The 19,302-nt window shown below is 61.5% G+C and carries 21 protein-coding genes, 4 tRNA genes, 2 pseudogenes and 1 riboswitch; of the genes and pseudogenes, 15 read left to right on the top strand and 12 right to left on the bottom strand.

What is annotated here, in order from left to right; translation table 11 throughout:
• Window positions 1–51: 51 nt before the first annotated feature.
• From OX460_RS16780 to OX460_RS16765, 4 genes and pseudogenes are all read left to right on the top strand, one after another.
• Complete coding sequence (locus OX460_RS16780; RefSeq protein ID WP_289899376.1) at window positions 52–792, top strand: helix-turn-helix transcriptional regulator; 741 nt, start codon at window positions 52–54, stop codon at window positions 790–792.
• Window positions 793–1,027: 235 nt separating this feature from the next.
• A pseudogene (locus tag OX460_RS16775) lies at window positions 1,028–1,674 on the top strand (IS5 family transposase); the annotation flags it as partial.
• 118 nt (window positions 1,675–1,792) lie between these two features.
• Window positions 1,793–1,957, top strand: a pseudogene (locus tag OX460_RS16770) (transposase); the annotation flags it as partial.
• Window positions 1,958–2,197: 240 nt separating this feature from the next.
• The gene (locus OX460_RS16765; protein WP_289899318.1) at window positions 2,198–2,881 is read left to right on the top strand and encodes a PEP-CTERM sorting domain-containing protein; all 684 of its coding nucleotides are present in this window, start codon (window positions 2,198–2,200) and stop codon (window positions 2,879–2,881) included.
• 100 nt (window positions 2,882–2,981) lie between these two features.
• On the opposite strand, the gene OX460_RS16760 is transcribed toward OX460_RS16765, so the two are convergent.
• A tRNA-Lys gene (locus OX460_RS16760) sits at window positions 2,982–3,057 on the bottom strand.
• Window positions 3,058–3,128: 71 nt separating this feature from the next.
• Window positions 3,129–3,204: transfer RNA gene (locus tag OX460_RS16755), tRNA-Lys, on the bottom strand.
• Window positions 3,205–3,323: 119 nt separating this feature from the next.
• Here OX460_RS16755 and OX460_RS16750 point away from each other — a divergent pair.
• Window positions 3,324–3,782: a MarR family transcriptional regulator gene (locus OX460_RS16750; protein WP_289899317.1), complete on the top strand. Its 459-nt coding sequence runs from the start codon at window positions 3,324–3,326 to the stop codon at window positions 3,780–3,782.
• On the top strand, window positions 3,779–5,266 hold the full coding sequence (locus OX460_RS16745) for an MDR family MFS transporter (protein ID WP_289899316.1): 1,488 nt from the start codon (window positions 3,779–3,781) through the stop codon (window positions 5,264–5,266). The genes OX460_RS16750 and OX460_RS16745 overlap by 4 nt, the downstream gene beginning before the upstream one ends.
• Here the strand turns inward: OX460_RS16745 and OX460_RS16740 are convergent.
• The gene (locus tag OX460_RS16740; protein ID WP_289899315.1) at window positions 5,260–6,348 is read right to left on the bottom strand and encodes an NADH:flavin oxidoreductase/NADH oxidase; all 1,089 of its coding nucleotides are present in this window, start codon (window positions 6,346–6,348) and stop codon (window positions 5,260–5,262) included. The genes OX460_RS16745 and OX460_RS16740 overlap by 7 nt on opposite strands.
• 106 nt (window positions 6,349–6,454) lie before the next feature.
• On the opposite strand from OX460_RS16740, the gene OX460_RS16735 reads away from it, so the two are divergent.
• The 4 genes from OX460_RS16735 to OX460_RS16720 all read left to right on the top strand — a co-directional run bounded on the left by OX460_RS16735 (window position 6,455) and on the right by OX460_RS16720 (window position 8,661).
• Window positions 6,455–6,796: a helix-turn-helix domain-containing protein gene (locus OX460_RS16735; protein WP_052140607.1), complete on the top strand. Its 342-nt coding sequence runs from the start codon at window positions 6,455–6,457 to the stop codon at window positions 6,794–6,796.
• Window positions 6,797–6,918: 122 nt separating this feature from the next.
• Window positions 6,919–8,049, top strand: coding sequence for an acyltransferase (locus tag OX460_RS16730; RefSeq protein ID WP_289899314.1), 1,131 nt, complete (start codon window positions 6,919–6,921; stop codon window positions 8,047–8,049).
• A gap of 80 nt (window positions 8,050–8,129) precedes the next feature.
• The gene (locus OX460_RS16725; protein WP_289899313.1) at window positions 8,130–8,402 is read left to right on the top strand and encodes a BrnT family toxin; all 273 of its coding nucleotides are present in this window, start codon (window positions 8,130–8,132) and stop codon (window positions 8,400–8,402) included.
• A complete protein-coding gene (locus tag OX460_RS16720; protein ID WP_289899312.1) occupies window positions 8,362–8,661 on the top strand; it encodes a BrnA antitoxin family protein in 300 nt (99 codons plus the stop codon). Before OX460_RS16725 ends, OX460_RS16720 begins: the two co-directional genes overlap by 41 nt.
• Before the next feature lie 45 nt (window positions 8,662–8,706).
• On the opposite strand, the gene OX460_RS16715 is transcribed toward OX460_RS16720, so the two are convergent.
• The 9 genes from OX460_RS16715 to ybgC all read right to left on the bottom strand — a co-directional run bounded on the left by OX460_RS16715 (window position 8,707) and on the right by ybgC (window position 14,409).
• Window positions 8,707–8,782: transfer RNA gene (locus OX460_RS16715), tRNA-Lys, on the bottom strand.
• Between the two features lie 89 nt (window positions 8,783–8,871).
• Window positions 8,872–8,947 (bottom strand) — tRNA-Lys (locus OX460_RS16710).
• A 67-nt stretch (window positions 8,948–9,014) separates the two neighbouring features.
• A complete protein-coding gene (gene ybgF / locus OX460_RS16705) occupies window positions 9,015–9,773 on the bottom strand; it encodes a tol-pal system protein YbgF (RefSeq protein ID WP_099664974.1) in 759 nt (252 codons plus the stop codon).
• Window positions 9,774–9,907: 134 nt separating this feature from the next.
• Window positions 9,908–10,429, bottom strand: coding sequence for a peptidoglycan-associated lipoprotein Pal (gene pal, locus OX460_RS16700; protein ID WP_034786578.1), 522 nt, complete (start codon window positions 10,427–10,429; stop codon window positions 9,908–9,910).
• 43 nt (window positions 10,430–10,472) lie between these two features.
• Window positions 10,473–11,750 carry a Tol-Pal system beta propeller repeat protein TolB gene (tolB, locus tag OX460_RS16695; RefSeq protein ID WP_099664973.1) on the bottom strand — a complete coding sequence of 426 codons (1,278 nt, stop codon included), beginning with the start codon at window positions 11,748–11,750 and terminating at the stop codon, window positions 10,473–10,475.
• Window positions 11,747–12,766 (bottom strand): cell envelope integrity protein TolA, encoded by a 1,020-nt coding sequence (tolA, locus tag OX460_RS16690; RefSeq protein ID WP_289899311.1) that lies wholly within the window; start codon window positions 12,764–12,766, stop codon window positions 11,747–11,749. Before tolA ends, tolB begins: the two co-directional genes overlap by 4 nt.
• A gap of 48 nt (window positions 12,767–12,814) precedes the next feature.
• Window positions 12,815–13,255, bottom strand: coding sequence for an ExbD/TolR family protein (locus OX460_RS16685; protein WP_223278896.1), 441 nt, complete (start codon window positions 13,253–13,255; stop codon window positions 12,815–12,817).
• 15 nt (window positions 13,256–13,270) lie between these two features.
• Complete coding sequence (gene tolQ / locus OX460_RS16680) at window positions 13,271–13,960, bottom strand: protein TolQ (protein ID WP_034759183.1); 690 nt, start codon at window positions 13,958–13,960, stop codon at window positions 13,271–13,273.
• A 47-nt stretch (window positions 13,961–14,007) separates the two neighbouring features.
• Complete coding sequence (gene ybgC, locus OX460_RS16675; RefSeq protein WP_289899310.1) at window positions 14,008–14,409, bottom strand: tol-pal system-associated acyl-CoA thioesterase; 402 nt, start codon at window positions 14,407–14,409, stop codon at window positions 14,008–14,010.
• Window positions 14,410–14,723: 314 nt separating this feature from the next.
• Window positions 14,724–14,848, top strand: a riboswitch (ZMP/ZTP riboswitch).
• Window positions 14,849–14,959: 111 nt separating this feature from the next.
• Here ybgC and glyA point away from each other — a divergent pair.
• From glyA to OX460_RS16650, 5 genes are all read left to right on the top strand, one after another.
• Window positions 14,960–16,207: a serine hydroxymethyltransferase gene (glyA, locus tag OX460_RS16670; protein ID WP_034786580.1), complete on the top strand. Its 1,248-nt coding sequence runs from the start codon at window positions 14,960–14,962 to the stop codon at window positions 16,205–16,207.
• Between the two features lie 144 nt (window positions 16,208–16,351).
• Window positions 16,352–16,813 carry a transcriptional regulator NrdR gene (gene nrdR / locus OX460_RS16665; protein ID WP_077401309.1) on the top strand — a complete coding sequence of 154 codons (462 nt, stop codon included), beginning with the start codon at window positions 16,352–16,354 and terminating at the stop codon, window positions 16,811–16,813.
• A 242-nt stretch (window positions 16,814–17,055) separates the two neighbouring features.
• On the top strand, window positions 17,056–17,625 hold the full coding sequence (gene pilV / locus OX460_RS16660) for a type IV pilus modification protein PilV (protein ID WP_289899309.1): 570 nt from the start codon (window positions 17,056–17,058) through the stop codon (window positions 17,623–17,625).
• Window positions 17,622–18,581 carry a PilW family protein gene (locus tag OX460_RS16655; protein WP_289899308.1) on the top strand — a complete coding sequence of 320 codons (960 nt, stop codon included), beginning with the start codon at window positions 17,622–17,624 and terminating at the stop codon, window positions 18,579–18,581. Before pilV ends, OX460_RS16655 begins: the two co-directional genes overlap by 4 nt.
• 39 nt (window positions 18,582–18,620) lie before the next feature.
• Window positions 18,621–19,250, top strand: a complete 630-nt coding sequence (locus tag OX460_RS16650) for a PilX N-terminal domain-containing pilus assembly protein (RefSeq protein ID WP_289899307.1) — start codon at window positions 18,621–18,623, stop codon at window positions 19,248–19,250.
• Window positions 19,251–19,302: the final 52 nt, after the last annotated feature.

Genomic DNA, 19,302 nt, shown 5'->3' with positions numbered 1-19,302 from the left:
ACGTCAAATCCGCCAATCTTGCCGCCGACGCTGCTGGCGCCGCTGCGCGCCATGCGCATGTCCCAGCCGCAGGAAAGGGTGACGGCGGCGCACCGCCATGCCAGCGGCCAGCTGTTCGGCGCCATGCGGGGTTTGCTTTCCGTTGCCGCCGACAGCGGGCAATGGGTGGTGCCGGCCAGCCATTGCGTGTGGATGCCGCCCCATCACGTGCATGGGCTGCGTTCGCATGGACCGTTTGCGGGCTGGAGCGTGTATGTGGACGAGGCCAGTTGCGACGGTCTGCCCGCCGCACCGTGCGTGATGCGCGTCTCGGGCTTGCTGCGCGAAGCGGTGGATCGCGCCAGCAGCTGGGGCGATGGCGTACTCGATGCGCGGCAGGCCCGGGTGGCAGGCGTGATCCTCGACGAGATCGCCGCCGCGCCGCACGAGCCGTTCGGTTTGTCGCTACCCACGGACCCGCGCCTGGTGCGCGTGGCGCGCGCCGTGCTCGATGACCTGGCCGACGAACGGGGCGTGGAAGCGCTGGCCGCCTGGGCCGGCGTGTCACCGCGCACCTTGGCGCGCCGTTTCACGAACGAGACCGGTTTTACTCCGTCCGCCTGGCGCCAGCGCGCCCGCATCCTGCGCGCCCTGGAGTTGCTGGCCGCCGGCCAGCCCGTCACGACGATTGCACTGGACCTGGGCTACGAGACCGTCAGCGCCTTCATCGCCATGTTCAAGCGCGTGATGGGCGTGACGCCGGGCAGGTATGGGGACGGACATGGCGGTGAATCGAGCAATATCGGTATTTGATAAAGCGCACCTTGCTGTTGATAGAGGCGGCCAAGGCTGAAATCGTGTGCGAATGCCGGACTTGATCCCTATCCCTCGTCCTTCCTGATCTTGTGCTGTTCCGATGTTGATGCTTGACGGCTTGTCTTTTGATCGTTTGAGAGAGGGTAATAGCACCTAACAAAACGTCGTCCCCGGAAACAAAGGGCACCGATGCTGGTCAAACCTACCTGACATCATTTTCGAGGGCCGCGCCATGGCCAAAGCACTTTTTCCTGATGACCTGTGGGCGCTGATTCAGCCTTTGCTGCCAGCACATCGTCCCTCTCCCAAAGGCGGGCGTCCTCGCATTGACGACCGTGCCGCCTTGACCGGCATCCTGTTCGTCCTCAAGACCGGCTTGCCTTGGGAATATCTTCCCCGTGAACTCGGTTGCGGCAGCGGCATGAGTTGCTGGCGGCGTCTACATACCTGGCAACAAACCGGCACGTGGCAACGCATCCATGACGCCATGCTGCAGCACTTGCGGGAATACGACCAAATTCAGTGGGAACGCGCCAGTGTCGACTCGGCCAGCGTGCCATCCCCCTCGGCAGACAGCATACCGGCCCCAATCCCACCGACCGCGGCAAGCTCGGATGCAAGCACCATCTGCTCGTCGATCAACGCGGTCTGCCTCTGGTGGCGAGCATATCGGGGGCTCAGGTACATGATTCCCGAATGCTCATTCCCCTGCTTGAAGCCGTCCTTCCAGTAGCAGGTCTTGCTGGCCGTCCACGCAAACGTCCTGCCAAACTGCATGCCGACAAGGCCTACGCTTCGCGTGCCCATCGGGCCTGGTTGCGCAGCCGTGGCATCGTTCCACGCATAGCCCGCTACGGCATTGAGTCGCGCGAACGCCTAAGTAACCTCCAATAAATTATTGTGATTTCTGACTTCCATAACCGGCGCTCTGCGTCGCAGCGGGCGCCTTGCATAGCATCCAGTTCTGTTCGTCATAAATTCACAATAATTTCCTGAGAATTACTTAGGTAAATGGCGATGGGTGGTCGAACGCACACTGGGCTGGCTGCACCGCTTTCGCCGATTACGCATCCGCTACGAACGCCGTGCCGATATCCATCAGGCATTCCTCTCGCTTGCCTGCATACTCATCTGCTGGAGATACATTCAGAGGTTTTGTTAGGCGTTCTAAGTCTCAATCCAGGTTTGTTTTTTATTTGGTTAATTCATATTTTTTTGGAAAATTATCGTATTTAATTGAGCTCAGTGAAGTATTTTCCTGCGGCGATAGGATAGTGAGTGTGTGGAAGCTATCAAGTGAGGTTGTATTTTTAAAAATCGGTAGTGTTGAAATAATAATTGATAGTGTGTTTCATTTCAGTTAACATATATTTGTTAATGTAAATATAAGGAAATGTATACTATGAATTTTTTGAGAGTTGCGGCGATTTTTTTGGCACTGACATGCGCTTCTGCCAATGCTCAAACAATTGTCACATATGATATAAAAAATGGACGTGCAAAGGATGCAGGGAACTGGAATAATAATTACGATGGAACGCTAACGCGAGTTCATCCCACATTGGATTTGATTTATGATTACAGTGGCGGTAAAGGATCGTTGAATGATGGAATAGTTCCGAGTGGCGTTGAGAGTACCCAGTTCATCTATTCCCCTGATAATCCGATAATTACTTTGCACTTGTCGGGTCAGAGTATTATTCATGAGATGAATTTTTATAGTATGTTGCACGCAGGAAATGTCTCTGCTGGAAATTTGTCGGGGGCAAAGATCAGCTTTGGCGATCAGTCGCTATACTTGAATGCGACTAACTGGGGACCAAAATGCAGCAGTAACCTGTGCAATAATGGATTCAGTTTTGCCGGAACGGCTCTGGATGGAATTGCCACGGATGTAATAACGATTAGTGATTTTAAAAATATAGGTAATGGTCTGCCCCTATATGCCATTGGTGAGATTGTCTTGAATGGATCGTTGGTATCGCCCGTTCCTGAGCCAAGTACCTATGGAATGTTGCTTGTCGGAATTGTTGCGATTGGGTTGCAGGCAAGAAGGCGCCGCGGCGCCAAATCTGATATGGCTTGAGATGCCAGGGAGGGGGTATGTAGGGCTGTCGTGTGCTAGCGCAGATGCGGCGGAAACAGAAAAGCCCACGAACCGGGTTCGTGGGCTTTTCTGAAGTATTTGGTAGGCCGTGCGGGATTCGAACCTGCGACCAACGGATTAAAAGTCCGCTGCTCTACCAGCTGAGCTAACGACCCAAAAACTTTGACTACTTACTGCGGTAACGCTGTGCCGTATCAACATGCTTGCCATGCTGACGACTGAATCTTGGTAGGCCGTGCGGGATTCGAACCTGCGACCAACGGATTAAAAGTCCGCTGCTCTACCAGCTGAGCTAACGACCCAAGGGCGGCTATTATGACGTCCAATGGTGGTTTTGGGAAGGGCGGGGATGGAAAAAACCTTGCGCAACGCTCGGGGGCGGACTAATATAAGTAGATAGCCTACCTACTTATATGTTTCCATGTCCACTACCGAAGACCTTCCCATCCCCGAACGCGCGCTGGCGCTGTCCGATGAATTGCGCACGGCGTTCAAACGCCTGCTGCGCTCCATGCAGCGCGAAGGGGGCGAGCTGGAAGGCGGCGTGTCGATGATGCAGTACATGCTGCTGGCGCTGATCCACGAGCAGCCCGGCATCGGCGTGGCCGCGCTGGCGCGCCTGCAGAACGTGCGCGGGCCGACCGTCAGCGCGCAGGTCAAGTCGCTCGAAGAGGCGGGTCTCGTCGAGCGCAGCGCGCCCGATCCGCAGGACCGGCGCCGTTCCGGTCTGCACGTGTCCGCGCATGGCCTGGCCATCCTCGAGACCCTGCGTGCGCGGCGCCGCGATGCGCTGGCGCGGCGTATCGCCCGCCTGACGCCGCAGCAGGTCGATGCGCTGGCCGCCGCCATGCAGCCGCTGCTCGAGATAGGCCAGGCATGAGCGGCCTTGGCACACCCGCAGGCGCAGAGGCGCCATTGACGGAGCGCGAAGTGCGCGCCACCTACCTGGGCCTGATGGCCGTGCTGGGCCTGGGCGCGCTGGACCAGAGCATCGTCGCCACGGCCTTGCCGCGCATCGTCGATGACCTCGGCGGCATGGCGCACCTGTCGTGGGTGGTGACGGCGTACGTGCTGGCCTCGACGGCCACCATGCCCCTGTACGGCAAGCTGGCCGACCAGTACGGCCGCCGCCCCATGATCTTCACGGCCTTGCTGACTTTCCTGCTCGGTTCCGTGCTGTGCGGGTTGGCGCAGAACATGACGGAACTGATCATCTTCCGCGCCATCCAGGGCCTGGGCGCGGGCGGCTTCATGCCGCTGGCGCAGATCATCATCGGCGACCTCGTGCCGCCCGCCGAGCGGGGCAAGCGGCAAGGCATGGTGCCCATCGTGTTTGCCGTCACCAGCGTGCTGGGCCCCGTGCTGGGCGGCGTGATCACGGACGCCTTGTCGTGGCACTGGATTTTCTTTGTCAATATTCCCGTCGGCGCCGCCGCCTTTGTCATCATCGCGCGCGCTATGCGCAAACCCGCGCCCGCGCATGCGCACAAGATCGATTATCTGGGCTCCGCCTTGCTGACGGGCGCCGTCACGGCGGCGCTGCTGGTGCTGGCGCTGGGCGGCACCGAGTGGCCGTGGGATGCGCTGGCGATCAAGGTGTGCGGCGGCGTCGCCGTGCTGCTGGGGATCTGGCTGGCGTTCCACGTGGGGCGGGTGGATGAGCCCGTGCTGCCGCCCGACCTGTTCGAGAACCGCACCTTCAATATCGCCAGCCTGGTGATGGCCATGACGTTCATGGGCCTGATGGGCGCCAGCGTCTTCTTTCCATTGTTCTTCCAGCTGGTGATGGGCACCAGTCCGGCGGAGTCCGGCGTGATGACGGTGGCGATGATGGTGGGGCTGGTGGCGTCGTCGATGTTCAACGGCCGGGTGCTGTCGCGTTCGGGCAAGTACAAGATGGTGCAGGTGGCGGGGCTGGCCGTGGCGGTCGTGTCGTTTGCCGTGCTGGCCTGGGCCATGGAAACGTCGCGCGGTTACTGGATCATCGAGCCGGCCATCTTCTTCCTCGGCACGGGGCTGGGGCTGGTGATGCCGAACATGACGATCGCCGTGCAAAATGCCTTGCCGCTGGCGCGCCGCGGCGTGGGCACGGCCATGCTGGCCTTTTTCCGCTCGCTGGGCGGCTTGCTGGGCGTGACGGCGTCCGGCGCCATCCTTGCGCGCCAGCTGCACCAGCATGGCGTGGAAGCCGTCTCGGCGCTGGGTGCCCAGGCGGCGACGCAGACGGTGGAAGTGTACCGCCATGCGATCGCCAGCGTGTTCGGCGCCGGCGCCGTGTTGCTGCTATTGGGGCTGGTCTTCCTGCTGTTCCTGCTGGAACTGCCCCTGGAGGGGCATCCGGCGACGGTCAAGGACGATCAATAGCGTTCCAGCCAGTGCGCGTAGGGCGCCGGCAGGGTCCACGAGGCGCGTTCCACGCCGAGTTCCTTGGCGGCAAAATATGCCCAGTGCGGATTGGCCAGGTGCGCCTTGCCGACCATCACCACGTCCAGCTGCTCTTCCTTGACGACGCGCTCGGCGATGGCCGGCGTGCCGAAGCCCCAGGCGGACGAGACGGGCACGCCCGCTTCGCGGCGGACTCGCTCGGCGATCGGACCCATGAAGGCAGGGCCCCAGGGAATTGCCACGTCGGGAATGGTGAAGCCCATGCTGACACTGATCATATCCATGCCGGCATCCTTGAACTGGCGCACGAGGGCTATCGATTCGAGCAGGGTTTGCTCGTCGCGGCCGTCGAATTCCAGCACGCCGAAGCGGATCGTCAGCGGCAGGTGCTCGGGCCACACTTCACGCACGGCTTTCAATGTTTCCAGCAGGAAGCGGCTGCGGTTTTCCAGGCTGCCGCCATAAATGTCCTCGCGCTGGTTCGAGTGGGCGGAAAAGAAGCTTTGCGCCAGGTAGCCGTGGGCGAAGTGCAGCTCCAGCCATTCGAAGCCCACTTCGCGGGCGCGCACGGCCGCGTCGACGAAGTTCTGTTTCACGCGGGCAATATCGTCGAGGTCCATGGCGCGCGGCACTTTCGGCAGGCCGCCGCCAAAGGCGATGGCGGACGGGGCGATGGTTTGCCAGCCGCGCGCGTCTCCTTCGGCAATATGGTCGTCGCCTTCCCAGGGGCGGTTGGCGCTGGCCTTGCGGCCTGCGTGGGCGATCTGGATGCCGGGCACGGAGCCGGCCGCCTTGATGGCCTTTACCACCGGCACGAAGGCTTGCGCCAGATCATCGTTCCAGATGCCCGTGCAGCCCGGCGTGATGCGGCCTTCGGGCGCCACGGCCGTCGCTTCGACGATCACCAGGCCCGCGCCGCCGCGCGCCATGCCTGCATAATGCGACAGATGCCAGTCGTTGGCCTGGCCATCGACGGCCATGTACTGGCACATGGGCGGCACGGCGATGCGGTTGCGCAGGGTGATGCCTTTGAGGGTGTAGGGCTGGAAGAGGGCGGACATGGTGGCCTTTGTGTTTGTTGGTGGAAATGTCAGTGAATGCTGATTCGGTAGTTCGTAAATATTCGAAGAATGGAATTAGTATAGCGCATGCTGTATGATTCTGCTCATGCGCCCACACAAACATCCTCCCGCCAGCGAATTCGTCCTCGAGCGCGTGCTATACGCCCTGAGCGATTCCATCCGCCTTGACATCGTGCGCCACCTGGCCCGCGTCGACGCGGCCGCCTGCGGCGACCTCGATGGCGGACGGCCGAAATCGACCGTTTCCCACCATTTCAAGGTCTTGCGCGAAGCGGGCCTCGTCTATACGGAAAACGCGGGCACGACACACATGAATACCTTGCGCCGCGCCGATATCGAAAGCCGCTTCCCCGGCTTGCTGGACGCCATCCTGGCGCAACAGCCATTGGCGCCCGAGGCGCCGGACGCGGGCGGGCAGGGCGCGTAGCGGCCTGCCGTGCCCCGCCATCTTCCAGCCTCGGCTATGATATCGGCCTTTCGGTAAATCCTCAGCCGCGCGCCTGTTGCGCGATGGGCTGGCGACACTGCCTGGCATGGCAAGGGATGGGAATGACGGCAGCAGCAGTGGTATCACAGGCGGACCTGGCACATCGTCCGCAGTTTGGCTGGATCAATGGTTTGAAGGCAGGCGCGGCGCAGTTGATCGTGTTGCATCACCTGGCGTTTTACGGCCCCATGTCCGACTACGTGCAACCCCTGTGGCCCGAGCTGCTAGGCTGGCTGGGCGGCAGCGCGCGCATCGCCGTGCAAGTGTTCCTCGTCATCGGCGGCTTTCTCGTCGCCAAATCCCTGTCACCCGCCGGCCGCCCCGGCATTGCCACGCCGCTGCAGGCGATCTGGCGCCGCTACGCCAAGCTGGCGCCGCCTTTCCTGGCAGCCACCTTGCTCGCGGCCATCATCACGCCCGTGGCCGGCATCTGGATGCTGCACGACTCCATGTCGGCCGCCGTCACCCTGGGCCAGCTGAGCGCCCATGCCTTGCTGCTGCACGGCGTGCTCGGCTATGAGTCGCTGTCGGCCGGCGCCTGGTACGTGGCCATCGATTTCCAGCTGTATTTTCTGACGGTAGCGCTGCTGTGGCTGGGCGGCCGCCTGGCGGGCCAGCGGCGCGGGCATTGGCTGATGCCGCTGGCCGTCACCGTGGGCATCACCTTTTCCTTGCTGTATTTCAATCTTGACGCGGGCTGGGACAATTGGGCGCCGTATTTCTTCGGCAGCTACGGTCTCGGCATGCTGGCCTGGTGGGCCAGCGATCCGGCCCGCAAGCCGGGGGCCATGAGCGCGCTCATGGCCATGGCAACCGTGCCCGTCCTGCTGGCCCTGGCCGTCGACTACCGCAGCCGCATCGCCCTGGCCCTGATCGTCGCCTGCGCCCTGTTCCTGTTCGGCCGCGCCCGCACGCCGTCCCAGGGCGGTGCCTGGAACGTCATCAACACCCTCGGACGTATCTCGTATGCCGTGTTTCTCGTCCACTTTCCCGTCAGCCTGCTGGTCAATGCGCTGTTTATCAGCTATGTCCCGCTTGAGCCGGAGTGGCAGGCGCTGGGCATGCTGACGGCCTGGGGCGCCAGCCTGGCGGCCGGCGCCGCGTTTTACCGCTGGGTGGAGGTGCCGCTGGGGCGGGCGATGGGCAGCGTGGTGGCGCATCTGGCCGGGAGGCCGGCGCTGGTGTCGCGTTAAGGGTGGTGATGTAGCAGTGATGGCGCCCTTGTTCGCGAAACAGGGCTGGCTGTTTCTATTATTTGTTACTACAATAAATAATGAGAATCACTTTTGATGCTGTCAAGCGTGAAAAGACGCTCAGGGAGCGTGGTCTCGACTTTGCGCGTGCGCGTGTAGTGTTTGACGGCCTCACCATTACGCTGCCGGACCAGCGCCAGGACTACGGCGAACCCCGCTTCATCACTGCAAGTTGGCTCGACGAGCGCCTGGTTGTAATGGTCTGGACGCCGCGTGGCCGGGCGCGCAGGATCATCAGCATGAGGAAGGCAAATGAACGCGAAATCGACAAATACAAGCAAAGCCTGGGCTGATCCGGACGATGCGCCTGAATTGACGGACGGTTTTTTCGAGCAGGGTGTCTGGCAAGTGGGCGATAAGCCCGTTTCCCGTCCCGAGGCGCAGCAGGAAGCGGTGCGCCGCCGCGGCAGACCCGTTGGCACTGGCGGCAAGGTCAGCACGACCATACGTTTCGATGCCGACATCCTCGAAGCCTTCAAGGCCACCGGAGATGGGTGGCAAACGCGCATGAATGATGCGTTGAAGGAGTGGCTGCGATCCAGGCAAGCCTAGAAAATAAAAAAGCCAACCGCGAACGGTTGGCTTCTTCATAGTATTTGGTAGGCCGTGCGGGATTCGAACCTGCGACCAACGGATTAAAAGTCCGCTGCTCTACCAGCTGAGCTAACGACCCAAAAACTTTTTACAACAACTTCGGTAACACTGTGCCGTAAAAAAATGCTTGCTATAACAACTCGCAAGCAGATCAGTACTGCGTATTCGTGGTAGGCCGTGCGGGATTCGAACCTGCGACCAACGGATTAAAAGTCCGCTGCTCTACCAGCTGAGCTAACGACCCGAAGAAGAAAGATTATAGGGGGTGCCCGGGATTCTGTCAAACCTAACGGGCAACTTTTTCCCCGCTTTTACTTTTTGCCGCCCCGTTCCTTGGCCGCCTGGGCCGCGCTGGAGTCCGGGTAGCGCGAGATCAGGGCGTTCAGCGTCTTGGTCGCGTTCGGCTTGTCTTTCAGCTCCGTGTAGCAGCTGGCGATGTTGAGCATGGCGTCGGGCGCTTTCGGGCTGTCCGGGTAGTGTTTCAGCACGGCCTGCTGGGCCGTGATGGCGCTCTTGCAGTCGCGCTGGGCGTAATAGGCGTTGCCCAGCCAGTATTGCGCGTTGGCCGCGTAGGCCGATTCCGGATAGCGTTTCACGAAGCCGTCCAGGGCCGTCACGGCGCCCTTGTAGTCGCCCGACTTGAACAGGCCGAACGCGGATTCGTATGCGCTTTGCTCGGACACGCCCACGGCCGCTTCCTGGCCGTCGATGGTGACCTGGCGCGGTTCGAGCTTGCGCAGGCGCGCATCGATATCGGTGTAGAAATCCTTCTGGCGCTTTTGCGTGTTTGCCAGGTCGTTGCCCAGTACTTCGATCTGGCCGCGCAGGCGGGCGATCTCTTGCATGGTCTGGTCGTGCTGGTTGAGCAGGCTCAAGGTGCTGGTCTTGTCCGCCTTGGCGTCGATGCGGCTGTTCAGGTCGCGCGCCATGGCGTCGACCTTGGCGCGCAGCTCGAGGATGGCCTTGCGTGCTTCGTCGTCATCGAACAGGGCGGCGTTGGCGTGCAGGGGCAGGTAGGCAAACGCGGCCATCAAGGCGGCGGCGACGCCGGCTTTCGAGAATGTCATCATGAGTCGGGCTTTCAAAAGTTACGCAAACATGCAAACGGGGCGCCGGGCGGTGAATCACCGCGCTGCGCCCCATTATTATGCCTATGACTGGCCAGTTAGGTAAGCGTCAATGCTGCCGCGCTCACCCCTGAACATCAATAAACGATGTCAGCGCGGCGGTTTTCTGCCCATGCTGCTTCGTTGCTGCCTTGAGCTTTAGGCTTTTCTTTGCCCAGCGACACGGCTTCCATTTGGCCTTCTGGCACGCCCAGGGCTGCCATCGACTTGCGCACGGCTTCAGCACGTTTCTGGCCCAGGGCCAGGTTGTACTCAGCGCCACCGCGTTCATCGGTGTTACCTTGGATCAGGATCTTGCGGCTAGGCGTTTTCACCAGGTAGCCAGCGTGGTTTTGCACGACTGGGGTGTCCGCTTCGCGCACGACGTATTTGTCGAAGTCGAAGTAGATGCTGCGGTTGGCCAGCACGCCTTTTGGATCGTCCAGTGGATCGACCGATGCGGTCGTTACTGGCTGAACTTGACGGGTGTCAACTGGAGCGACGACTTTTTCAGGAGCGCGCTCAACCACTGGGGTCTCTGCTACTTTGACTGGGGTGCTGCAGGCGGACAGCAGGGCTGCGGTAGCGGCGATGAAAGCCAAACTTTTAAAGTTACTCATTTTTATTCTCCGGGTCATGGTTAAAGGTGAAACTGTACAGCATTTACTTCATAAAAGGACCCCAGGTGGGCTCCTTGATATTGCCAGCTTGCGTAGTCAAACGCTGTTTGACGCGGCCATCCACCGATACCACTGCCAGCGACTTGCGTCGTCCGGATTCGGTCGCGTACATGATATATTTCCCGTTGGGCGAAAAGCTCGGTGATTCGTCGTTGGCGGTGTCCGACAGGCGCAGTTCCTGGCCACTAGCCAGGTCGAGCGCGTAGAGCTGGAAATTGCCGTCGCGACGGGAAATATAAGCGAGTGTCTTCCCGTCGGACGAAATCCGCGGGCTGATGTTGTAGGAGCCGCCAAACGTCACGCGCTTGGCTTCGCCACCGCTGGTCGACATGCGGTAGATTTGTGGTCCGCCGCTGCGATCGCTGGTGAAATAAATGCTTTGGCCATCGGCCGAGAATTGGGGTTCCGTATCGATGCCGCTGCTGGTGCTGACGCGGCGCAAGCCGCTGCCGTCGGCATTGACGGTGTAGACCTGGGTATGGCCGTCGCGCGACAGGGCCACGGCCAGGCGTGAGCCGTCCGGGCTCCAGCTCGGCGCGGAGTTGCTGCCTTTTTCATTCGACACGATGGTGCGCTGGCGCGTCACCAGGTTTTGCACGTAGACGATGGGCTTTTTCTTTTCGAACGACACATACGCGACCTTGGTGCCGTCCGGCGACCACGACGGTGAAATGATCGGCTCGTTCGAGCGCAGGGCGACCTGGATGCCTTCGCCATCGGCGTCGGCCACTTCCAGGCGGTATTCGCGGCCCGATTGCGTGACGTAGGCGATGCGCGTGGCGAACGCGCCTTTGACGCCCGTCAACTTTTCATAGATATCGTCGGCGATCTTGTGCGCCAGCAAACGGTTGAATTGCGGCGCGGCCGCATTGTTCATGCTGGAGATCTGCGCGCCCTTGATGGTGTCGAACAGCTTGTAGCGCACGTCCAGGCGGCCATCGGCCATGCTTTGCACGGTGCCGGCCGCCAGCGCGTCGGCGCCGCGCGACTTCCATTGCTCGTAGCTGACGGGCGCCGTTTCCGACACGGGCGCATCGGCGTCGATCAGCTTGAACACGCCGCTACGCGCCAGGTCGGCCTTGATAATGCCCGACAGCGACTGCGGCGCCGCCGATTCATTGACGAAACTGGCGACAGCCACCGGGATCTGGTTGCTGCCGATCCCCGTTATCTCCACGCGCAGCTGCGCCTGGGCGCCGGAGGCTCCCAGCATCAGGCCGGCGCAGAGCACGACATAGCTCATTTTTTTCATGGTCATCATTTAGGCAAATCCTTCATCTCGAATATGAGTTCAATCTCGCGTTCCACGGTGCCGTCTTTTTTCTTCGGCAGTGGCGACGATTTATTAATGGCGTTTTCCACCGAGCTGTCATACGCCGGCAGGCCGCTACTTTTAATCTTTCGGACCGAAATAATTTCCCCAGTTGGCAGTTGCTCGATCTTGAACACGGCGCGCGGGTTGCCCGGCACGTCCGTGCTACCGCTGTACGCGATATTGCTCTTGATCTTGCTCGTCAGGGCAGCGACATAGCCGCTGTCCTTGCGTGGCGCGGTCGCTTTCGCGGCCGTACCTGTTGTGCCATTGCCTGCCTGCGCCATCATCCGCTTCATGTCATCGGCACGCAATTTGTCGGCTGCCGCTTTTTCAGCAGCCGCTTTCTTCGCCTTGGCCGCTTTTTCGGCCGCCGCTTTTTTATCGGACAGTTCTTTCTCGGCTTTTTCTTCCGCCGCTTTTTCTTTCTCTTTCGCTTGCTTGGCTTTCTCCAGCTTGTCGGCCTTTTCTTTTTCCAGCTTTTCAGCCTTGTCTTTTTCTTTCTGCTTCTGTTTTTCCAGTTCGCGCTTTTCTTCTTCGCGTTCCTTCAATTCCTGCTTGCGGCGTTCTTCCGCTGCCGCTTTCTCTTTTTCTTCTTTCAGCTTGGCCTTCTTGCGTTCGAGGGCGATCTCCGCCTCGCGCAGGTCGACCTTCGGCTCGGGCGCGGCCACGGGCGGCGGTGGCGGCGGGGCCGGCTGTTCCACTTGCGGTTCCGGCGGCGGCGCCGGTGTCGGTTCCGGTTCCGTCGCCACTTCGGGCGGCGGCGCGGCCGTCTGCACTTTCAGGTCCCATACTTCCGCTTCGACGGCGACAGGTTCCGTATTTTGCCAGTGTACGCCCACCCACAGGAAAAACAGCAGGCCAAGGTGCATCGCCAGCGCCAGGCCCAGCGAGGGCCAGCGGCTGCGTTCGCGCGGCACGCTGTAGGGCTTGCCGAGTACATGGTCGATTTGTTTGGTCTGCAAAGTCTAGTCTATCTAAAAACGGTCAAGTCTGGAAACAGGGTGCTGCGCTTACTTGGTGGCCAGGCCGACGCGGGTAATGCCCATTTTTTTTGCTTCCGAAATGAGCTGGATCACATCGTCGTACTTGCTTTCCTTGTCGCCCGCGATCATTACGGGATAGTCGGGATTGCTTTCGTGCAAACCGCGCAGCTTGCGCAGCAGGGCGTCGCGGTTCGGTTCCGTTTCCGGCGACAGCTGTTCCTTGCCGATGACGCCGATCGACAGCGAACCATTCGGCTTCAGCACGATCTGAATATAGTCATCGGGCGGTTTGGCCGACTTTTCCGCGTTGGGCAAGTTCACCACGCTGGGATTGTTCGACGACGGCATCACCATGAAAATGATCAGCAGCACCAGCATCACGTCGATATACGGCACGACGTTGATCTCGGACTTGAACTTGCGGCCACGGCCACCGCGCATGCCGCCACTATTAAAGGAGGAACCCATGAAACTTGCTCCCTCTTAGCGCGACTGGCGCTGTAGGATGTTGGAGAATTCCTCGACGAAGCTCTCGAAGCGGATCGCCAGGCGGTCGATGTCATGCGAAAAACGGTTGTAGGCGACGACGGCGGGAATGGCCGCGAACAGGCCGATGGCGGTGGCGATCAGCGCTTCGGCAATGCCGGGCGCGACGGCGGCCAGGGTGGCTTGCTGCACGTTGGCCAAGCCGCGGAAGGCGTTCATGATGCCCCAGACGGTACCGAGCAGGCCGATGTACGGCGAGACGGAGCCGACGGACGCGAGGAAGGCCAGGTGCGATTCGAGCACGTCCATTTCACGCTGGAAGGCGGCGCGCATGGCGCGGCGTGCGCCGTCGAGCACGGCGCCGACGTCCAGCGCTTCGCGCGAACCGTAGGAAGCCTTGCCCTTGATGAATTCGCCCATGCCGGCGTCGAAGATGCGGGCCAGCGCGCCGCTCTGGTCGCGGTTGCCGCTGGCGTTCTGGTGCAGCGCATGCAGGTTGCCGCCAGCCCAGAAGCTGCGTTCGAATTCGATGGTTTGCTTGCGCGCCTGGCGCACGGCAAACATCTTGCGGAAAATGTAGGTCCAGCTGGTCAGGGAAATCAGCAGCAGCAGGGCCATGATCAGTTGCACGATCAAATGGGCATTGGAGATGAGCGCGAGGAAAGAAAGATCTTGTGTAACGTTCATTGGCTGGCAGTCTGTTGGGTGAATTGTCCGGGGGTGGCGGGTAGGGCTCAGGAGGCGCGCATGCGGGCCGCGACTGCATCAGGCACGGCGCGCGGGCGCAGTGCCGAATCGACGCAGCCGATCTTGACGCGGGCCGTGTTGAGCAGGCGGTCGCCGCACCAGGCTTGTTGCAGGAAAACGATGGAGGCACGCCCCATTTTTTCTATGCTTAAGGTTAATCTTACCGTGTCATCGAGCCTGGCTGGCGCATGATAGTCGGCGTTGACGCTTTTGACAACGAACATCGCGTCATGCTGTTCCAGCAATTCCTGCTGGCCCACGTCGATGGCGCGCAGCCATTCGGTGCGCGCGCGCTCGAAGAATTTCAGGTAGTTCGCGTAATAGACGATGCCGCCGGCGTCGGTGTCTTCATAGTAGACACGTACGTTCCAGGTAAAGACTGAAGGCATGTTTATTGCGCCAGTAGTGAGATTGAGCAACATTTTACGCGATTTTTCTTCTTGTGACTGTGGGCGCTTGCTGGAAAGCCATGCAAAAGCTGCATATAAGTTGCACCGCAGCATTGTAAATCCGGCGTGTGCAATGGCAAGCTTCGTAACATACGCTTACATGCCATGGCCAGGTTTAAGCCCAGCTTAAAAGCCGCAGCCATCCCCGGGGCGGCCCGTGGCCGCGCCCGGGCTGCGATGGCGCGCGGCGATTATAGCCGCACGGTTGCATTCCTTGCTCAATTTGGGTACTTAACTTACAATTTGACTTCCATTACGTCTCACGTGACTGGCGAAAAGTCGGGCGATCTCCATGAGTGGCGGTCGGCAAACCGGCGAAAGGTGGGCACCCACCGGGAAACGTGAGATTTTTCATCAGCCGTTCGCCTGGGTAGCCACTATGGAAAAGCACGAAGAGGCTGCCTGTCCAATGTTGTTATTCACTTAACGCCGGCTCCCCTCATTCGATCCAACCTGCCAGTACAAGCACCCTCATACTTGGAGTTTTTACATGTTTGCAAAAGATCACAACCTCGCCAACGTCGATCCTGAATTGTTCGCCGTCATTCAAAAAGAGAACACGCGCCAGCACGACCACATCGAACTGATCGCGTCGGAAAACTACACGTCGCCAGCCGTAATGGAAGCGCAAGGCTCGCAGCTGACGAACAAGTACGCTGAAGGCTACCCGGGCAAACGCTACTACGGCGGCTGCGAATACGTCGACGTGGCCGAGCAACTGGCCATCGACCGCGTGAAACAGCTGTTCGGCGCCGAATGCGCGAACGTGCAGCCGAACTCCGGCTCGCAGGCGAACCAGGGCGTGTTCTTCGCCATGTTGAAACCAGGCGACCTGATCATGGGTATGTCGCTGGCCGAGGGCGGTCACTTGACCCACGGCATGCCGCTGAACATGTCCGGCAAATGGTTTGACGTCGTTTCCTACGGCTTGACGGCGGAAGAAGACATCGACTACGAGGCAATGGAACGTCTGGCCCGCGAACGCAAGCCAAAGCTGATCATCGCCGGCGCGTCGGCATTCTCGAAAAAGATCGACTTCGAACGCTTCAGCAAGATCGCCAAGGAAGTGGGCGCCTACTTCATGGTCGACATGGCCCACTACGCGGGCTTGATCGCCGCCGGCCTGTACCCGAACCCGGTGCCGTTCGCCGACTTCGTCACCTCGACCACGCACAAATCGTTGCGCGGCCCGCGCGGCGGCATCATCCTGATGAAGGCCGAACACGAAAAAGCCATCAACTCTGCCATCTTCCCTGGTATCCAGGGCGGCCCGCTGATGCACGTGATCGCCGGCAAGGCCGTCGCCTTCAAGGAAGCGCTGAGCCCTGAATTCGTCGAATACCAGAAGCAAGTGATCAAGAACGCCGACGTGCTGGCGAAAACCCTGATCAAGCGCGGCCTTCGCATCGTGTCCGGCGGCACCGAATCGCACGTCATGCTGGTCGACCTGCGCGCCAAGAACCTGACGGGCAAGGAAGCCGAAGCCATCCTCGGTTCCGCGCACATTACCTGCAACAAGAACGGCATCCCGAACGACCCGCAAAAACCGTTCGTCACCTCGGGCATCCGCCTGGGCAGCCCGGCGATGACGACGCGCGGTTTCAAGGAAGCGCAAGCGGAAGAAGTGGGTAACCTGATCGCCGACGTGCTGGACAATCCGCATGACGCCGCCACCATCGAGCGCGTGAAAGCGGCCGTGAAAGTGCTGGCCGACGCGCACCCAGTGTACGCAGCATAATTATTTGTCCAGAATGTGTCATACGGAGTAAGATTCTGTATGACACATTCCAGTCGTGCCCAAGGGCGCCCGGAGTGATTCGGGCGCCCTTTGTACAAGGGCGGCGATTTCCCGTAATTATTACTATAAAGTTGTAGCCAGCCCATGAAATGTCCATTTTGCCAGCACGGCGACACCCAGGTTCTCGATACGCGCGTATCGGAGGAAGGGGATGCCATTCGGCGCCGCCGCCGCTGCGGCAAATGCGACAAGCGTTTTACCACGTACGAACGCATTGAACTTATCATGCCGGCCGTCGTCAAAAAGAATGGCAGCCGGACGGAGTTCGCTGCGGATAAGTTGCGCGGCAGTTTGATGCTGGCCTTGCGTAAGCGTCCCGTCGCGGCCGCCTCTGTGGATACGGCCATCGCGTCCATCCAGGAAAAGCTGCTCACCAGCGGCTTGCGCGAAGTCGAATCCGGCTATATCGGCGAACTCGTCATGCAGGAACTCAAGCGCCTGGACAAGATCGCCTACATCCGCTTTGCCTCCGTCTACAAGAATTTCGAAGACCTGGCCGAGTTCCAGGACGCGATCGCCGAAGTGGGCCAGGCGCGCAAGCCCTGACGCTCACCCGGACATTCACTTTGCCGGCAGCGGGGCCACTCCAGCGCCCCGTGTTCACCATGCCAGCGCTTGCCTGGCAAGCGGTCTGACCAATCCCACCGCCGTTCTTCTCGACTTATCATCGTCCTGTTTGCGCTAGCGCAGACGCGGGTTTTTGTGCGCGCCTATCTTGTAGCTGGGCCGCCTGTTCCTGCGGCTCTTTCTGCGGAAGGGAGTAGCGCATGCGCAAGGGCGGTCGCACTATGTTTCCTGCGGGTGGCAGCAGCCTCGTCGAAGTGCTGGTGTCGCTGCTGCTGTTGGCGCTGGGCCTGTTGGGCGCCAGCATCCTGCAATTGAACGCCCTGCGCGCGCGCCACGAGTCGGCGCTGCTGTCGGCGGGCGTGCAACTGGCCGCCGGCATGGCCGAGCGCATGCGCGCGAACAACGTGCTCATGAATGGCCCCGATGCGGGCAATCCCTACCTGAATGTGGCCTACGCGGCGGCGGACGGCGCCGAAGCTGGCGGTGGCGCGCCGGACTGTCTTGGCGCTGCCGCCTGCAGCGCGGCCGAGCTGGCGCAATTCGACATCGCCGAATGGAAGCAAGGGCTGCATGCGGCCTTGCCCGGCGCGCGCCTGCGCATCTGCCGCGACCTTGCCGCGTGGGATGCCGCCGCCCAGGGCTTGCAGTGGGCGTGCAGCGGCGGCAAGGGGGCGCCCATCGTCATCAAGCTGGGCTGGCGCGGCCGGCTGCCCGATGGCTCGCCCGCCGTGAATGCGGCAGGCGAGTCGCTGCCCAGGCTGGCATTCCAGCTGGGCGGGGGCGGCGCATGAACGGCGGGCATCGTGGCATGAGCCTGGTCGAATTGCTGGTGGCCCTGTCGCTGGGTGCGCTGTTGATGCTGGCCGCCAGTAGCGTGCTGCTGGCGGCCAGCGGCAGCTATGGCGACCAGTCCGCCAGCGCTCGCCTGGATGACAACGCCCGCTATGCGCTCGACGCCATCGCCCGCGCCGTGCGCCAGACGGCGTATGTGAATTGGGACAGCAGCGCCGCGCCCGTCGCCCATGCGGATTACGACAGCGCGAATATCGCCGGTCTCGACGCGCGCAGCCTGGGCAAGAACAGCGACGGCATCAGCGGCGCGCTGCCCGGCGCCCTGCATGGCAGCGACGTGCTGGCCTTGCGCTATTACGGCGCCGGCAAGGAAGAGGGCGGCGACGGTTCCGTGCTCAATTGCGCCGGCTTCGGCGTGGGCGCCGCGCAAACGGAGGCGCAGCGGGGCTGGAGCATTTTCTACGTGGCGCAGGGCGCCGATGGCGAAGGCGAGCTGCGCTGCAAGTACCGCGGCGCGAACGGCTGGGGCGCGGACGCCGTCATCCGTGGCGTCGATGCTTTCCAGGTGCTGTATGGTCTCGACACGGATACGCCGCCTGACGGCGTGGCGAACCGCTATGTCAACGCCAGCACGCTCGACGCCTACGATGCGGCGCTGCTGCTGGAGGGGGCGGACGCGGCCGCGCGCCAGCGCGATTTTCAACGGCGCACGCACTGGAAACGCGTGGCCAGCGTGCGCGTGGCGCTGTTGCTGCATGGCGAGGCGGGACAGGCCGACAAGATGGCGGAACTGGGGCTGGCGCAGTTCGACCTGTTCGGCAAGGCGTATGCCGAGGCGCATGGCGCCGGCGACATGGGCGTGCGCATCGCGCGCGCGTCCTTGCCCGCCGCGACGCGTTCGCGGCTGCGGCAAATGGTGCAGACGAGCATCATGCTGCGCAACGGGCCGGCCTAGGCGGGCGGCGCGATGGCTGGCGCGGGCGTCCGCTGTTGCGTGCCTTGGCGCCCACTTCGTGCGCGATGCGGCGGCGCCACCCTCGTGTATGTGCTGTGCCTGCTGGTGATCATCTTGTTGCTGGGCATATCGGCGGCGCAGATGGCCTTGCAGGGAGAAAAGGCGGCGCGCGGCGAGCGCGACCGGCAGATCGCGTTTCAGGCGGCGGAGGAGGCACTGGTGGATGCACAGAACGATATCGAAGGCTTGCCCGGCGCGCCGGGACGCAGCAGCCTCTTCGCGCCAGGCAGTGCGGCAGGGTTCTCGGACGGCTGCGGCGAGGGCGGCGCACTGGGCCTGTGCCTGCCCGCGGCCCCGGAGGCGCCGGCCCTCTGGCTGAGTACGGACCTCGATGGCGCCGAAGCCAGCAGCCGCACCGTGCCATACGGCCAGTTTACGGGCGCCGTCATGCAGACGGGGCAGGGATTCCTGCCGTCGCGCCGACCCCGCTACCTGATCGAATTGCTGCCGTTTCACCCGCCCGGCGCGCAGGCCACGACAGTGGCCGGCGGCCTGGCTACGGAAAGCTATGTGTACCGCATCACGGCCATCGGTTTTGGCGCGCAGGAAAGCACGCAAGTCGTGCTGCAAAGCTACTACCGCAAGCAGGCGGCTGGAGCGGGGCCATGAAGGCGTCGTGGTTCATCTTGCCGCCCACTTTGCCGTCCACTTTGTGGCCTGC

This window comes from Janthinobacterium sp. SUN033, from assembly GCF_030397595.1.
GTDB classification, from domain to species: domain Bacteria; phylum Pseudomonadota; class Gammaproteobacteria; order Burkholderiales; family Burkholderiaceae_D; genus Janthinobacterium; species Janthinobacterium kumbetense.
This window is presented reverse-complemented; position numbering and strand designations above follow the sequence as displayed.

Bases quoted from the DNA above. Each gene is read 5' to 3' on its own strand.
- OX460_RS16780 (WP_289899376.1), top strand. From the start codon at position 52: ATGCGCATGTCCCAGCCGCAGGAAAGGGTGACGGCGGCGCACCGCCAT.
- OX460_RS16765 (WP_289899318.1), top strand. From the start codon at position 2,198: ATGAATTTTTTGAGAGTTGCGGCGATTTTTTTGGCACTGACATGCGCT.
- OX460_RS16750 (WP_289899317.1), top strand. From the start codon at position 3,324: ATGTCCACTACCGAAGACCTTCCCATCCCCGAACGCGCGCTGGCGCTG.
- OX460_RS16745 (WP_289899316.1), top strand. From the start codon at position 3,779: ATGAGCGGCCTTGGCACACCCGCAGGCGCAGAGGCGCCATTGACGGAG.
- OX460_RS16740 (WP_289899315.1), bottom strand. From the start codon at position 6,348: ATGTCCGCCCTCTTCCAGCCCTACACCCTCAAAGGCATCACCCTGCGC.
- OX460_RS16735 (WP_052140607.1), top strand. From the start codon at position 6,455: ATGCGCCCACACAAACATCCTCCCGCCAGCGAATTCGTCCTCGAGCGC.
- OX460_RS16730 (WP_289899314.1), top strand. From the start codon at position 6,919: ATGACGGCAGCAGCAGTGGTATCACAGGCGGACCTGGCACATCGTCCG.
- OX460_RS16725 (WP_289899313.1), top strand. From the start codon at position 8,130: ATGAGAATCACTTTTGATGCTGTCAAGCGTGAAAAGACGCTCAGGGAG.
- OX460_RS16720 (WP_289899312.1), top strand. From the start codon at position 8,362: ATGAACGCGAAATCGACAAATACAAGCAAAGCCTGGGCTGATCCGGAC.
- ybgF (WP_099664974.1), bottom strand. From the start codon at position 9,773: ATGATGACATTCTCGAAAGCCGGCGTCGCCGCCGCCTTGATGGCCGCG.
- pal (WP_034786578.1), bottom strand. From the start codon at position 10,429: ATGAGTAACTTTAAAAGTTTGGCTTTCATCGCCGCTACCGCAGCCCTG.
- tolB (WP_099664973.1), bottom strand. From the start codon at position 11,750: ATGATGACCATGAAAAAAATGAGCTATGTCGTGCTCTGCGCCGGCCTG.
- OX460_RS16685 (WP_223278896.1), bottom strand. From the start codon at position 13,255: ATGGGTTCCTCCTTTAATAGTGGCGGCATGCGCGGTGGCCGTGGCCGC.
- tolQ (WP_034759183.1), bottom strand. From the start codon at position 13,960: ATGAACGTTACACAAGATCTTTCTTTCCTCGCGCTCATCTCCAATGCC.
- ybgC (WP_289899310.1), bottom strand. From the start codon at position 14,409: ATGCCTTCAGTCTTTACCTGGAACGTACGTGTCTACTATGAAGACACC.
- glyA (WP_034786580.1), top strand. From the start codon at position 14,960: ATGTTTGCAAAAGATCACAACCTCGCCAACGTCGATCCTGAATTGTTC.
- nrdR (WP_077401309.1), top strand. From the start codon at position 16,352: ATGAAATGTCCATTTTGCCAGCACGGCGACACCCAGGTTCTCGATACG.
- pilV (WP_289899309.1), top strand. From the start codon at position 17,056: ATGTTTCCTGCGGGTGGCAGCAGCCTCGTCGAAGTGCTGGTGTCGCTG.
- OX460_RS16655 (WP_289899308.1), top strand. From the start codon at position 17,622: ATGAACGGCGGGCATCGTGGCATGAGCCTGGTCGAATTGCTGGTGGCC.